The organism is Paraneptunicella aestuarii (assembly GCF_019900845.1).
Classification (GTDB): Bacteria; Pseudomonadota; Gammaproteobacteria; order Enterobacterales; family Alteromonadaceae; genus Paraneptunicella; species Paraneptunicella aestuarii.
In genome coordinates, this window is record NZ_CP074570.1 from 2,033,769 (window position 1) to 2,048,294 (window position 14,526).

The 14,526-nt window shown below is 45.8% G+C and carries 8 protein-coding genes; 6 read left to right on the forward strand and 2 right to left on the reverse strand.

Going from position 1 to position 14,526, the window contains the following annotated elements:
* Window positions 1–61 precede the first annotated feature (61 nt).
* The 5 genes from KIH87_RS08470 (at window position 62) to KIH87_RS19495 (ending at window position 5,853) form a co-directional block, all read left to right on the forward strand.
* Window positions 62–1,324: an efflux RND transporter periplasmic adaptor subunit gene (locus tag KIH87_RS08470; protein WP_232361096.1), complete on the forward strand. Its 1,263-nt coding sequence runs from the start codon at window positions 62–64 to the stop codon at window positions 1,322–1,324.
* 45 nt (window positions 1,325–1,369) lie between these two features.
* The gene (locus KIH87_RS08475; RefSeq protein ID WP_232361097.1) at window positions 1,370–2,140 is read left to right on the forward strand and encodes an ABC transporter ATP-binding protein; all 771 of its coding nucleotides are present in this window, start codon (window positions 1,370–1,372) and stop codon (window positions 2,138–2,140) included.
* Window positions 2,140–4,563 (forward strand): ADOP family duplicated permease, encoded by a 2,424-nt coding sequence (locus KIH87_RS08480; protein WP_232361098.1) that lies wholly within the window; start codon window positions 2,140–2,142, stop codon window positions 4,561–4,563. The genes KIH87_RS08475 and KIH87_RS08480 overlap by 1 nt, the downstream gene beginning before the upstream one ends.
* Window positions 4,564–4,885: 322 nt before the next feature.
* Window positions 4,886–5,092 carry a hypothetical protein gene (locus KIH87_RS08485; protein ID WP_232361099.1) on the forward strand — a complete coding sequence of 69 codons (207 nt, stop codon included), beginning with the start codon at window positions 4,886–4,888 and terminating at the stop codon, window positions 5,090–5,092.
* Between the two features lie 626 nt (window positions 5,093–5,718).
* Window positions 5,719–5,853, forward strand: a complete 135-nt coding sequence (locus KIH87_RS19495) for a hypothetical protein (protein WP_408635797.1) — start codon at window positions 5,719–5,721, stop codon at window positions 5,851–5,853.
* A gap of 510 nt (window positions 5,854–6,363) precedes the next feature.
* On the opposite strand, the gene cas2 is transcribed toward KIH87_RS19495, so the two are convergent.
* Together cas2 and cas1 are read right to left on the reverse strand one after the other, a co-directional pair.
* Window positions 6,364–6,657, reverse strand: coding sequence for a CRISPR-associated endonuclease Cas2 (gene cas2, locus KIH87_RS08490; protein ID WP_232361100.1), 294 nt, complete (start codon window positions 6,655–6,657; stop codon window positions 6,364–6,366).
* Window positions 6,642–9,722, reverse strand: a complete 3,081-nt coding sequence (cas1, locus tag KIH87_RS08495; protein ID WP_232361101.1) for a CRISPR-associated endonuclease Cas1 — start codon at window positions 9,720–9,722, stop codon at window positions 6,642–6,644. The genes cas2 and cas1 overlap by 16 nt, the downstream gene beginning before the upstream one ends.
* Before the next feature lie 3,053 nt (window positions 9,723–12,775).
* Between cas1 and KIH87_RS08500 the strand changes: the two genes are divergently transcribed.
* Window positions 12,776–14,524 (forward strand): hypothetical protein, encoded by a 1,749-nt coding sequence (locus tag KIH87_RS08500; protein WP_232361102.1) that lies wholly within the window; start codon window positions 12,776–12,778, stop codon window positions 14,522–14,524.
* The last annotated feature ends 2 nt before the right edge of the window (window positions 14,525–14,526 follow it).

Below are 14,526 nucleotides of genomic sequence, written 5' to 3' on the forward strand. Positions count from 1 at the left end.
CAGATAGTCGGATTCATTAAGTTGAAGTTGTGTCCAATAGCGGAATCTATACGGAGTATCGATGCAAATTAACGTAACTGAGAACAAACCCAACAAGAAAAAATTCAATAACAAAAAGATATTGATGATTCTTGCTGCTGCTATTCCTGTCCTGTTCCTGATTAATTATGTTTGGGTGATGGGGCAAGCTGATTTTAGTATCAATCGAAGCTCTCTGACCATCGGTGAAGTGAAGCGTGGTAATTACACTGTATCAGTTCGTGGTACAGGTTTATTGGTTCCGGACAAAATTCACTGGTTAGCGGCAATGACCGACGCAACCGTTGTTCGCGTTGTGCTGAAAGCCGGTAACATTGTTAAAGAAGGCGACCTCATCGTTGAGATGACCAACCCTCAATTGATTCAGCAATTGGCCGAAGAAAAGTGGGAACTGGAAGCCTTAACTTCTGAACATGAAGCGGCTCGAGTTGCTCAGGAAACTCAGCTATTGGAAATGAAATCTAACTTGCTGAATTTGAAGCTGGCTTACGAACATGCCGTGAATGAATACAATGCTCACGAAGAATTGATTCAAACTAATGCGGTATCCAAATTGGACTACCAGCGCTCCAAAGTAGAAATGGATCAAACGCTACAGCGTTGGGAATCCGCGCAAGAAGAATATAAAAAGTCTCAAGAGAACCTGAAGGTTCAAAACATTGCTCGCTCAGCTCGCTTGAACAAAACCAAGAAGAGCGTAGAGCGAATTCAGCAACAGGTTGATGCCTTGATGGTTATTGCCACAATGGACGGTACTATTCAGGAAGTCCCTTTGGATCCGGGTCAACGTGTTCGTATGGGCGACAACATTGCCAAGCTGTCTCAACGTGATTCTTTGATTGCCGAGTTGCAAGTGCCTGAAATCCAAATTCGTGATGTTGCGATTGGTCAACACGTAACCATCGACACTCGTAATAGCAAAATCGAAGGGATTGTATCCCGTATCGACCCCGCAGTTATTAACGGCAACGTTCAGGTTGACGTAGCCTTTACTCAAGAATTACCCGACGATGCTCGTCCTGATTTGAGCGTCGACGGCGAAATCAAGATTACTGAAATTGAAGATGCGTTGTATGTAGAGCGTCCTTTATTTGCGCAAAGCCGCAGCCAATCCTCTTTGTACCGCTTAACTGATGGTGGCGAGTTCGCCGAGCGTGTCGAAGTGCAATTGGGTTACGGCTCTGTCAGTGAAATCCAGGTATTGGATGGACTGCAAGTAGGAGATCGAGTGGTGATTTCAGATCCAACTCGTTTCGAGAGCTACAACAAATTCCGCATCAATTAATAAATAAAAGACAGAATTTAACGAATTTATTCGAGAGGAAAACAAATGAGCGACGCATTGATTAAATTAGAAAATATTAAGAAAGTATTTTACGCGGAAGAAGTCGAAACTCACGCTCTGGAAGACATTAGTTTCACCATTAACAAAGGCGAGTACGTCTCCATTTCTGGTCCTTCTGGTTGTGGTAAGTCTACTTTGCTATCGGTTTTAGGATTATTGGACACCAGCACTGGCGGTACTTACATGCTGGCTGGTCACGATGTATCTAACATCAACAAAGCGGAACGTGCGCGTATCCGTAATCAGGAAATTGGATTTATCTTCCAATCATTTAACCTGATCAGCGACCTGGACGTTGAAGAAAACGTTGAGTTGCCTTTGACCTACCGTCCAAACCTGTCTAAAGCCGAGCGTAAGCAAATGGTGAAAGATGCATTGGAAAAAGTAGATATGGGGCACCGCGCCAAGCATTACCCCTCACAGCTTTCAGGTGGTCAACAACAGCGTGTAGCTGTTGCTCGCGCCATTGCCGGTAAGCCTTCTCTACTACTTGCGGACGAACCTACTGGTAACCTTGATACCAAAAACGCCATGTCAGTCATGGAGTTATTGGACAAGTTACATCAAGAAGGTTCTACCATTGCAATGGTAACGCACGACCCTCGTTCAGCATCTCGTACAGAACGTATCATTGAAATTCTGGATGGTCGCGTTGTCGCTGACAAGAAAGTTTCAGACGCTGACAAGCAAGCAGCGTTGGAATCAGTAAGAAAAGAAGCTGAAGCCAAGAACAGTGCGGTTGAGGAGTCAGCATAATGATTCTGAGTGATATTAAATATGCCATAAGGCTACTCACCAAAAGACCAGGATTTACCATCCTGACGACTTTGGTAATGACAACCGGTATCGGTTTGAGCGTATACCTGTTCTCATTCTTTAACGTCATGGTTTTCAAGGCATTGCCTTTTGAAAATGGTGATACCTTGGTGCAAATGAGTGCTTCACGTAACAATTTCAAAGGCATGGATATGATCAATCTCCATGACTATTACGAAATTCGTAAGAACGTGAAGGGATTAGGCGAGTTTGGTGCTTACCGTAATGTCAGCTTGAACGTTTCGGGTCGTGATGGTGCGCGTCGTTATGGCGGTATCGCAGCCGAGCCAAATGTCTTCAAATTGACTCGTACCAAGCCTATTTTAGGTCGTGAATTTACTCAAGCTGAAAACCAGCCTGGCGCAGAGCGTGTGGTTGTGATTGGCTATGACGTATGGCGTACCCAGTTTGGTGGCGACAAAAACATTATCGACCAATCTCTGAAAATTAATGGTGATTCTCACCGCATTATCGGTGTTATGCCGGAAGGTTACTTCTTCCCATACTCATCTGAAATGTGGGTGCCATTGCGTGAAGATGCAACCAAGTCTAACCGTGGCGACGCGGGCTCTGTATTCGGTCTTGCTCACCTGAATCCGGGCATTACCATTGAAGACGTTGATAAAGAACTTGCGATTATCATGCAACGTTTGGAGCAACGTTATCCTAAAACTAACACCGGTGTTGGTGCCTATATCACAACCATTCCAATGGCAGATATCGAAGACGGTGCGCCGTTCATTTACTCTCTGCACGTTGTTGCGGTACTTATCTTGATTCTTGCAGCGATTAACGTGGCTAACTTGCTACTTGCCCGTGCCATTGAGCGTGGAAAAGAAACTGCGATCCGTGTTGCATTAGGTGCGCCTCGCTTCCGTTTGGTTATGCAAATGTTGTGGGAAAGTGTACTTATCTGTGTCACCGGCGGCGTTATCGCAGTGCTTCTATTAGCCTGGGGCTTGGAAGTTACCGAAGGTGTGACCAAGTCATTCTTCGTTGAAAAGCCTAAATTCTGGTGGAAGTTCGGCGTAGACAGCTACACCTTGTCTATCTGTATTGCTTTCGTTATCGGTACTATTTTAACCACGGGCTTATTGCCAGCGTGGAAAAACTCGGGTGCAGACTTCAACGCGGTATTGCGTGACGGTACTCGTGGTGCGCTAGGTAAGAAAGCAGGTCGTTTGAACAAGGTTCTGGTTATCAGTGAAATCTTCGTTTCCATGACGGTATTGATTGCCGCCACGGTAATGTCGGTGGTTAACTTCAAAGCTACTCAAGCGGATTACGGTGCGGATCCTGAAGGTATCTTGTCTGCTCAGGTACTGATGACAGGCTCTAACTACGACACGCCTGAAGAAAGAGCTATTTTCCTGAAGAACTTGCAAGCACGTTTGGAAAACAGCACTGGTATCGGCAAAGTCATGATTTCATCTGAATTGCCGGGCGAAATGGGTGCCAAGCCAAACATTGCCATTGAAGGCCGTGAATACACCAAAGATCAAGGCTACCCACAAGCTAACTACATCAGCATCTTACCGGGTGCATTGAAGAAGTTGGGTGTTGAATTGCGCGAAGGTCGTTACTTCAACAGCGGTGATGATGGCCTGGATAAAACCACTGTTATCGTGACAGAATCGTTTGTAGAGCGTCATTTCCCGAATGGTAACCCAATCGGCAAACGTATTCGTAACGTTGAAGCTGACGGCAATGCACCACATTGGTTGACCATTGTGGGTGTGGTTGAGCATACCATTCAAGGTGAGTCTTTCGGTCAAAACTCGAAAACACCTTCTATTTTCAGACCTGCTACTCAGGATCCTACAGAGCAAGTAACTGTAGCGATGGAAATGAAGGCCGAGAAATCAGACGTAACTCACACCTTGCGTGATGTGTTGAAGTCTATCGACCCTGAATTGCCAGCGTTTAACATCGAGCTATATACACAAAGTATCGAGCGTTACACAGCACCGCTAATCTTCATCACAACCGTCATCTTGTTGTTCGGTGTGGCGGCAGCGGTATTGGCAACCAGTGGTATCTACGGCGTTATGTCTAACACCATTAACCAACGTACTCAGGAAATCGGCGTTAAACGTGCTTTGGGTGCAGACGAGTCTCGCATCACCAAAGAGTTCCTGATGACAGGCGTGAAACAACTGCTTATCGGTGGTGTTCCAGGCGTGATCATGGGCTGTATGATGGGTGTTGCCATGTCTGAACTGTTCCCGGTAACCATTGTTGACTTGACTATCATCTCGTCCGTAATTGTCACCATCGTAGGCGGCGCAGTGATTATCGCCACTTACGTACCAACCAAACGCGCGTTGGATATGGAACCAAGCCAGGCACTACGCCACGAGTAAACAATTTTGAGAGCAGGGGGCTGTTTTTAGGAGAGCTAAGAGCACTGTTTAGTCCCCAGCCGCTATGTAAAATTGAGTGTAAAAAAGTAAAAACCCCGGAGGTGAAAACCACCGGGGTTTTTTAATGCCTGATTGTGCTTGGTGAGGTCACTTCAAACAGTTGGTTTTTCACCTTTCCATCGTCATGCTGAATTTATTTCAGCATCTATTTTTTCAACCATCTTGCTAACTGTTTAGAGGTCCCGAAACAAGTTCGGGATGACCTTTGGTCACTTCAAACAGCTAGTGGTTCCAGACAATGCAGCCTCAGCAGCCAATGCAAATGCAGCGTCTCAACAGCTTCAAACAGCTAGTGGTTCCAGACGCAGAAAATAGTAAGGGGGCTTTACCAGTAGTAGTAGTCTCAACAGCTTCAAACAGCTATCCCAAAGTCATGCCGCACGAAGATGCGGCATCCAGTTGCACCTTTAGTCGCAAATATCACCCAAGTTTCAGCATCTCTTTTCCAACCATCTTGCTGACTGTTTAGAGGTCCCGAAACGAGTTCGGGATGACCTTCGGTCACTTCAAACAGCTAGTGGTTCCAGACTCTTCTCTCGCAACAAAACGTGCTCGATTTGCTTAAGTCTCAACAGCTTCAAACAGCTAGTTTTTCACCTTTCCGTCGTCATGCTGAATTTATTTCAGCATCTCTTTTACCATTCATCTTGCTAACTGTTTGGAGGTTCCGAAACAAGTTCGGGATGACCTGCGGTCACTTCAAACAGCTAGTGGTTCCAGACCGTATTATGCTAATGGCTGCGGCGGCTATGCCTGTCTCAACAGCTTCAAACAGCTAGTGGTTCCAGACAAAAAAGGCAAAATTACAATTAGACTTAAAATAGTCTCAACAGCTTCAAACAGCTAGTGGTTCCAGACAAATTCTTTTTTGTTTTGTGTCTTTCCTTTGACAGTCTCAACAGCTTCAAACAGCTATCCCAAAGTCATGCCGCACGAAGATGCGGCATCCAGTTGCACCTTTAGTCGCAAATATCACCCAAGTTTCAGCATCTCTTTTCCAACCATCTTGCTGACTGTTTAGAGGTCCCGAAACGAGTTCGGGATGACCTTCGGTCACTTCAAACAGCTAGTGGTTCCAGACTATAGGAGTAGAATATGAGAAAGTATACTGATTGGTCTCAACAGCTTCAAACAGCTAGTGGTTCCAGACCTAAACACGATCTTCCTTTGTTGCGCCAATATCACGGTCTCAACAGCTTCAAACAGCTAGTGGTTCCAGACAGGATTTAGATAAAAGAGTGGAAGCTCTAAAAGGTCTCAACAGCTTCAAACAGCTAGTGGTTCCAGACTGGCATATCACCCTAAGGACGTACCGGATACAGATGTCTCAACAGCTTCAAACAGCTAGTGGTTCCAGACATTTAGTTTTATCAAAAGTAGTTTTACCAGGAGTAAGTCTCAACAGCTTCAAACAGCTAGTGGTTCCAGACTGCACCTATTTTAGCCTGTGTCATACAAGGGCTGGAGGGGGTATTTTGGCGAACCTCTGAGGAATTGTCCAGAAACCTGTGGATAAGTGCTGGAATTATTTGGGCGATGGCGTTGCAGCCCTTTATTGGCGTGGGTTGGCGAGTCTCGGCTTGTTTTTGATGAGGGCTTTTTGAACCTTTTTCTCTATTTTTCAATCAATTACCCTTAATTTATTAATGTTATCCACAGGTAGCGAAATAGGTTCGCCAAACTGAGTTATCCACAATTCAAAAGGTTTTTTCTGTGAATAACTGCCTTTATTGTTGGGGTTTAGTGTATCAGAATAGCTGCTGGCCAGTAACCTAAAGGTTTGTCGGGAATTGCTTTGGAGGTTTTTCTACATTGATGGCATAAACGATAAAATCGTATTTCATCGCCCGGCTCTAACAGCGCTTCCAGTTTTATCTGCATTTTCTGCATATCGCCAAGGCGTTTAAATGCCAGTTCAAAAACCGAGTATTGCACTCGGTCTCCGTATTGCATTAATGCCTTTACCACGTTACGACGCACTTTATCGTCAGAGATATCGAAACAGACAACATATATGCTTAACGTACCCGCCATGGTGTAAATTCTCCTTGTTGCTGATGGTAATTCACCAAACTGACCGCTTGTTGGTAAAGTGCTTGCGAGGGTGTGACGGTGTCTTCCTGCTGATAGGTGGCGGCGGGGCTTTCCATTAATGTCAACAAGTGCCCCAAAAAGATTTTTCGCCCTTCGGAATTAATGTAACAGGCGATTTTTCCCGATTCGTTTTCGTTTAGCGTAAAGTGTTCCCGGGTGATCTGGTTGCGCCTTAACAGGGTTAAAACGCTACGTTCTACCAGATGCCTGAAAGGCTCCATCAGGTCTGAGGCCAGTGCTGCATGGGTTCCCCCCGATTGGTGAAACACGCCTATCCAGGGCAGAAGTCCTGCCACTCTTATGAGTGTGTCGCTGTAGCCGTACAGTAATGTATAACCGAGGGACAATAAGGCATTGGCCGGGTCGGGGGGCGGCCTGCGTTGCCTGTGGTTAAACTCGCACCACTCGGGCAGTAGGTCGGTAAACGCATGGAAAAACTGTTGTGTTGCCGCGCCCTCGTAACCACGCAGCATGTTAACATTGGAGGCCATCAATGCGGCTTGAACCAGTGGTGACAGCGCTTGGGTGTTGGGGCTGTTGTGGCGGCGTAGTACGTCTTGCATATTGCGAATGCGGCATTCTACCAGTTGCTGGCTTAAGGCTAACTGTTGCTCGTTACTTAATTGATGTTGTTTCTGCCATAACTGCTGCGAATAGCTTTGTGTTATGGGGGCACTGGTGCAGCCAATATAGCGCCCCATTGTGGTGGCATAATGCACGGGAATATGTGCTTGCATTAGCTGGTGTAAACATTGGCTGGTAATTTGATGGTGCCCAAATAGTACAATACAGCGGATGGCGCTGAAGGGTTGGTTAACCACAACTTCTTCATCCCGAGAGACCGACAGCCTTTGCTGGTGGCAATGAATAGTGCAAGCGTCGCCACTGACACACAGCAAGGTTCCTTGCCTATCTCTTTCGCCAACCGGTTGAATGGGGGAGTCGTTTAAGGCCGAAGGTGAGGAGTGTTGTTCAAGCAGATAATCTGTGAATTTTACGGTTGTTTCCTGCGCTGTGCTTTCAATGTTTGAGCTTTCAATGCCTGTGTTCTGAGAGTTTGTGCTCTTAACTCTTGTATTGAGGGGCGGCTCTGGGTGTTCAATCGGGTTGGATACATTCGCCGCCAAGGCTTGGTCGGGTTCGCTGGTGCTTGGTTGTGGGGTTTCATCTGGTGTGGTTGTGCTGTTGTTTAATGCCAATTGTTGCAACGATTCGGGTAGTGAAGCCAGCCATGAACCGGATGGAATGCCTTGCTTTTGTTTCGAGGCAGGTGCTTTGCTGGGCAGTGCCAGTTCCCCCACAATCAAATAGCCTAGAAAGTGAAAGCCTTGATCCAGTGATTTAATTGCGGTTTTACGTTTATTCAGTTCCAGGTCGTGTTCAGCCAGTGATTCTGTCGCGAGCGCCAGCGCTTGTTCAGCTTGTTCTTTGCTTTTGCACATCACAATAAAGTCGTCGGCAAAACGAATAAGCCTGAATCCTTGAGCTTGTAGATCGTTGTCAAAATCGTCCAGTATCAAGTTTGCCACTAACGGACTTAATGGGCTGCCTTGAGGGATCCCCATTTTGCGTTCCACGGCATGGCCGTTGAAAACCACCGGAGCGGCTAACCAGTTAATAATTACCTGAACGAATTCGGCTTCCCCGAATAAGCCGAACAAGCGTTTTTGGATATGGTCGCGATTAACCGAATCAAAAAATCCATCAATGTCCGATTCAAAAACCCAGTGGTAGCCTTCCCGTTTGGCTTGTCGAATATCCATTAAGGCGTTTAGGCGCGATTTATTGGGGCGATAACCGTAGCTTTTTTCATACATTAAGGCTTCTATACTGGGCTGAATGGCTTGTTGTATTACCCGTTGTAATACTCGATCCAGAAACGGGGGAACGGCTAAGGGGCGCGGCGCTTTACCAGGTTTTTGTAATATGCTGCCCTCCAGCATGGGAACGGCGTAGTGATTTTGAGCGATTTGTTCCAGTTGCTGTTTAAGCGAGGTGATATCGGTGTTGCTGCTGGCCTGGCTTTTTTCCAGCGCTAACTGTAATAACTCGTCACGTTGAATGTGTTTTAACCAGGGGGTAGCCGCGTTGATCGGTGGAGGTATTTGTATTGGCTGTTGTTGGGCGTCGAATAATGCATAACGACCCAGCCCAAACTGGCGGTTTTGCCCTATGCCCAGAAGTTGGCTGAGCAGGATCACCTGTAACCAGAAGTCGTCAATGTCTGATATATGTAAGCGGCATTCACCAAACATTCCGCCACACTGTTTGCTGTTCTTGTTATTTTTATAGTCGTTGTTTTTGTAGTCGTTATTGAGCCAAAACCAGTGGCTTTCACTACTGCTGCCAGTAGGCAATGTTGGCATTTTAGGCCGGGGGGGAGGGGTAAATTCACTCAACAGTGTTGCAATGCCGGTATACATACGTTCTAGCAAGAGTTCTAGAGTGATGTCTTTTGCATCCCGAGCGAATCGGGCTTCTCCTTTGGCGGTTTCACGGTCTTTAAAGGATTTTAATAGCCGGGTTGGGGCGGTCAGGCGCAATAAACAACCCTGAGGCGAAGCCAGTGCTTGTTTGAGTTGCTGGCTTAAGCAAGCGAAGCTAAGGCTGGTCAGCGCGGTGAAGTCATTTGCGTGGAATACCTCGGTTTGGGTTAAGGCGTCGGTCAGGGTGAGCAATTCCAGGTTGTTATTAAATGCGGCTTTGGCTTCCAGCGGCTTGGCGCTGACGGGTAAAGCGCGTAACTGGCTTATCAGGAAATTAAAAAATTCCGCTTCAGGGCGCACTAAAATGAGCCGGAATTGATACTCATCCCCCTTGTTGTACGCCACCCGGCTACATTCAGGCAAATCCAGGAAAAAAGCCGGTGTTTGAGTATGGTTGTTGAGCAAATGCTTTAGCCAGCCATATACCAAAGGATGATGAAAGGGTGAGCATTGCACGGCTTGTAGCCACTTTAAACGGATATCCAGTACATAAATGGGAAAGAGTGCATCAAAAGGCATTGCCAGTCCTTGTCCGTTGTAGAGTTTCGGCGGGGAATAAACAACTATCCCGAGTTATTTAACGGGGAGTAATACTAGCCGAAAGTTACGCCGTTGCAAGCTGGATAGAATGAAATTGGCAGAGAATATGACCTTAAAGGTAAGGCGGTTTTTACGGGGGAGTCATTGTAAAAACCGCTGGTTTTTCCCCTTTCCGTCGTCATGCTGAATTTATTTCAGCATCTCTTTTTTCAACCATCTTGCCAACTGTTTGGAGGTCCCGAAACAAGTTCGGGATGACCTTCGGTCACTTCAAACAGCTAGTTTTTCACCTTTCCGTCGTCATGCTGAATTTATTTCAGCATCTCTTTTTCAACCATCTTGCCAACTGTTTGGAGGTCCCGAAACGAGTTCGGGATGACCTTCGGTCACTTCAAACAGCTAGTGGTTCCAGACTTGTCAAAATGGTGATTTTTTTGAGGTCAGCATGTCTCAACAGCTTCAAACAGCTAGTGGTTCCAGACCTCTAGATCATCACGGCACTTTGCCTCATTTAAAGGTCTCAACAGCTTCAAACAGCTAGTGGTTCCAGACGACACTTTTACGTTATTCTTGGATACGAAGATATTCTCAACAGCTTCAAACAGCTATCCCAAAGTCATGCCGCAGAAGATGCGGCATCCAGTTGCACCTTTAGTCGCAAGTATCACCCAAGTTTCAGCATCTCTTTTCCAACCATCTTGCTAACTGTTTGGAGGTCCCGAAACGAGTTCGGGATGACCTGCGGTCACTTCAAACAGCTAGTGGTTCCAGACGGTGGAAACCAAGGAACAAGAACCACAGCATTTGTCTCAACAGCTTCAAACAGCTAGTTTTTCACTCTTTTCCATCGTCATGCTGAATTTATTTCAGCATCTCTTTTTTCAACCATCTTGCCAACTGTGTGGAGGTCCCGAAACGAGTTCGGGATGACCTGCGGTCACTTCAAACAGCTAGTGGTTCCAGACAATTTGGGGAATGTTTTTTGAATAAAGAACAAAAAGTCTCAACAGCTTCAAACAGCTAGTGGTTCCAGACCTAGAGTGAACTGAAAATGTTCCTTCCAACTTGTTGTCTCAACAGCTTCAAACAGCTAGTGGTTCCGTCATCCCCGCGAAGGCGGGGACCCATAAACACAGGCGTTTGAGAATGTAACAGCCCTCAACTATTTCGCACTATATCAGTGCGGAGTTAATGGATTCCTGCCTTCGCAGGAATGACTGCGTGATACTTCAAACAGCTAGTGGTTCCAGACTTAGCTAGCGTGATAGGAAAGGAGGCGTGGTGGTCTCAACAGCTTCAAACAGCTAGTGGTTCCCCTTTCCATCGTCATGCTGAATTTATTTCAGCATCTCTTTCAACCATCTTGCTAACTGTTTAGAGGTCCCGAAACAAGTTCGGGATGACCTTTGGTCACTTCAAACAGCTAGTGGTTCCAGACAGTTGATCGATATTCTGCTGGTTGCCAAGTTATTGTCTCAACAGCTTCAAACAGCTATCCCAAAGTCATGCCGCACGAAGATGCGGCATCCAGTTGCACCTTTAGTCGGCAAGTATCACCCAAGTTTCAGCATTTCTTTTTCCAACCATCTTGCTAACTGTCTAGAGGTCCCGAAACAAGTTCGGGATGACCTTCGGTCACTTCAAACAGCTAGTTTTTCACTCTTTTCCATCGTCATGCTGAATTTATTTCAGCATCTCTTTTTTCAACCATCTTGCTAACTGGTTAGAGGTCCCGAAACAAGTTCGGGATGACCTTCGGTCACTTCAAACAGCTAGTGGTTTCCCTTTTCCATCGTCATGCTGAATTTATTTCAGCATCTCTTTCAACCATCTTGCTAACTGTTTGGAGGTCCCGAAACGAGTTCGGGATGACCTTCGGTCACTTCAAACAGCTAGTGGTTCCAGACTCAGTTGGTCAAACAAATGAATGACAAGCTTTCAGTCTCAACAGCTTCAAACAGCTAGTGGTTCCAGACGAAGCGAAATACAAGTCGTGGAGGGGCATATCTGTCTCAACAGCTTCAAACAGCTAGTGGTTCCAGACTAGAATCGATGAGGTTGCCAGCTTGGCTGGTTTATGTCTCAACAGCTTCAAACAGCTAGTGGTTCCAGACAAGAGTGAGCAGTCGATTTCCTTAGCTACAAAAATGTCTCAACAGCTTCAAACAGCTAGTGGTTCCAGACGACTTATAATTCAAATTCAAAAGCAGGGCCTTAAGTCTCAACAGCTTCAAACAGCTAGTGGTTCCAGACTGCACCTATTTTAGCCTGTGTCATACAAGGGCTGGAGGGGGTATTTTGGCGAACCTCTGAGGAATTGTCCAGAAACCTGTGGATAAGTGCTGGAATTATTTGGGCGATGGCGTTGCAGCCCTTTATTGGCGTGGGTTGGCGAGTCTCGGCTTGTTTTTGGTGAGGGCTTTTTGAACCTTTTTCTCTATTTTTCAATTGATTACCCTCAATTTATTAATGTTATCCACAGTTGATGAAACAGGTTCGCCAAATTGAGTTATCCACAATTAAAGACGCTTTTTCTGTGAATAACCTGGTTTTTAACCTCTCAACCTATAAAACTTGTTGTCCGAGCTAGCCGCGAAACAGCTTGGTTGGTGCGATTATAACGTAATATAGCTACACATTCATTGCTTAATATCAGCTGGTTGGAGAGGGGAAGTCGATACCTTAGCGTTCTCAGGCGTGAGACAGGCGATGACTAAAAGCCAATCTGTTTACTTTAATTTTATGGGGTTGTATGGTTATAATCCGGTGCTTCTTTGGGGGCTTTGTTGTTGTGCGTTATTTTTAAAGAAGGTTGATAAAATGCGCCTTGCTAGTGTGGGGCGCCTGTTGTAAACAATCTATTTTTTTGTTTTTTCTATTGTCTGTTTTTTCTATTGAGAAGCGCGCTACGATCACAAAACACTGAAGAAGGCAAGGGGGATAAGGAGTATGTGGTTTATCCGTTAATGATGTTGCCATTCCTGTTCGAGCAAATGTTCGTGTTATGGTTTTAGTCAGGGATTATACAAATAATGTCCAGAATTGCTGGAGAGCCTTTCCATTTTTTATGGCGCAAATATGCGTCTTATGTACATGATTTTTTCTTATTACTGCTTACGCTGATTTTTCTGATTAGCGTTAACTGGCTTGCAAAGCTGGTGATCCAGTTTTTCTTTGGCTCAAGTGCCGATGACAATACGCTTCTTTTGTTAAAACATCATAGTCTTACTGTAGCGAACCATTTTACTGTGCAGGTAAATCTGGTTTGGCTGGGGTTGTGTCTGCTGTTGGGTGTGGTTGTGATTAAGGTTGTCTGGTATCACTTTTCCAAAACTCAACAGGAGCGCCGGGCGATGGACTTTGGGCATTACCCCGGCATTTCCTTGTTTCCGGGAACCTTGCAACATGCGGCGTTATTAACCTTTCTGGTGTTTTTTGGCATTGCTCTGGGGTGGCTAAGCGACGGCATTAGTGCTGTGTTACAAAGCCATTGGCTGAACAGTTCTCGGCTTTGGCTTTTTAGTGGCGGTTTGCTGCTTGTTTTAACCGTGTGCCAACGGTTGTCGCTTCAGTTGGGGGTTATTGTCGCGGTTAGTGCTTATACCTTGCTCCTTATGTATTGCACTGCTCCTCTGTGTTGGGCGTTGGTGTTGTCGTTGCTTACCGGATATGTATTTTTTGAGCAGGTGAAAGCTTATGCTCAACCCAAGAGCGTTACGTTAGGTAAAAATGAAGGGCATCCTGCTTTTGGCCATTTGATTGTGTTTTTATCTGCATTGAATAAGCCTGTGCAACAGGCTGTGTTTCCTGCCGATGTTCGAGAGCGTTTGCGCAGTCAACTCAATGATGTGGTGGATGAAGCCTTAATTCAAGCACTTGGGCAACCCGTCTGGCATAAAGACGGGGTTGATAAAATAAGGGATAAAGGCAAGACGATGCAAAAGGTTTTGCAAGATGATCCCAATCTGAAAGAGATAAAAAGTTTGCTAGACGATGCTCATTATTGGCTGGATTTTATTCGGCTGGTGTTGGCGTGTTGTGTGCAAAAATCAAAGGTGCTTGATTTAGAGAAACGAGATTTAAAGGCGTTAGATTTCCAAGGGCGAGAATTGCGCCCATTGCCAATATTGCTAAGCCAGGTTGTGTGTTTTGTTGATGCGGTTACCAGCAAGGTGACTAACTGGCAAATGATGTTGATCGCGATGGAGCATCATCTCGGTTTTAACCGGTGTTCCAGGCTGGGTATGGGGCCTCCTGCCCCTTTGCCTTTGGTAGATGCCAGCAAGTTGAGAATGAGTTTTCTGCTGTCAAAAGATGAGCAGTTCTTTGGTAATACGAGTGCGTCCAGTATGAGTGAATTAGGCTTGTTGCAATCTGTTTTTGCGCTTTATAGCGATCCTCAGTTAGGGGCCTTGCTTCAGCCCGCGAATTGCAATGGCAACAAGGTTTTCGACCCTAAAAAACAGTGCTTTGTATATATGGATACACAGGAGAAAGGCATGGTGTGCCAGAGCTTGTTTCATGCGTCATGCTCACAGGGAAAGGGCATTGATTTTGAAGATTATTATGCTTGCTTAACGGCTGTAAATTCTGTTGCGAAGGCCGGTAATGTGCCTTTGCCCAATACTATTGTTGATTTTACCGGTGGCAAGAAGATCACCAGTATGGCTGCGACGATGGCATCAACTACCAGCGATATGAAGGTGCAGTATGTTAGCAACGATTATCAGATAAAGGGCTATGACCTGCGGTATTACGATTTTGAAAAAATGGGAGGCTAACT

Excerpts from the sequence above, each read along its gene's own strand:
- KIH87_RS08470 (WP_232361096.1), top strand. The coding sequence starts at position 62 with ATGCAAATTAACGTAACTGAGAACAAACCCAACAAGAAAAAATTCAAT.
- KIH87_RS08475 (WP_232361097.1), top strand. The coding sequence starts at position 1,370 with ATGAGCGACGCATTGATTAAATTAGAAAATATTAAGAAAGTATTTTAC.
- KIH87_RS08480 (WP_232361098.1), top strand. The coding sequence starts at position 2,140 with ATGATTCTGAGTGATATTAAATATGCCATAAGGCTACTCACCAAAAGA.
- KIH87_RS08485 (WP_232361099.1), top strand. The coding sequence starts at position 4,886 with ATGCAGCGTCTCAACAGCTTCAAACAGCTAGTGGTTCCAGACGCAGAA.
- KIH87_RS19495 (WP_408635797.1), top strand. The coding sequence starts at position 5,719 with ATGAGAAAGTATACTGATTGGTCTCAACAGCTTCAAACAGCTAGTGGT.
- cas2 (WP_232361100.1), bottom strand. The coding sequence starts at position 6,657 with ATGGCGGGTACGTTAAGCATATATGTTGTCTGTTTCGATATCTCTGAC.
- cas1 (WP_232361101.1), bottom strand. The coding sequence starts at position 9,722 with ATGCCTTTTGATGCACTCTTTCCCATTTATGTACTGGATATCCGTTTA.
- KIH87_RS08500 (WP_232361102.1), top strand. The coding sequence starts at position 12,776 with ATGTCCAGAATTGCTGGAGAGCCTTTCCATTTTTTATGGCGCAAATAT.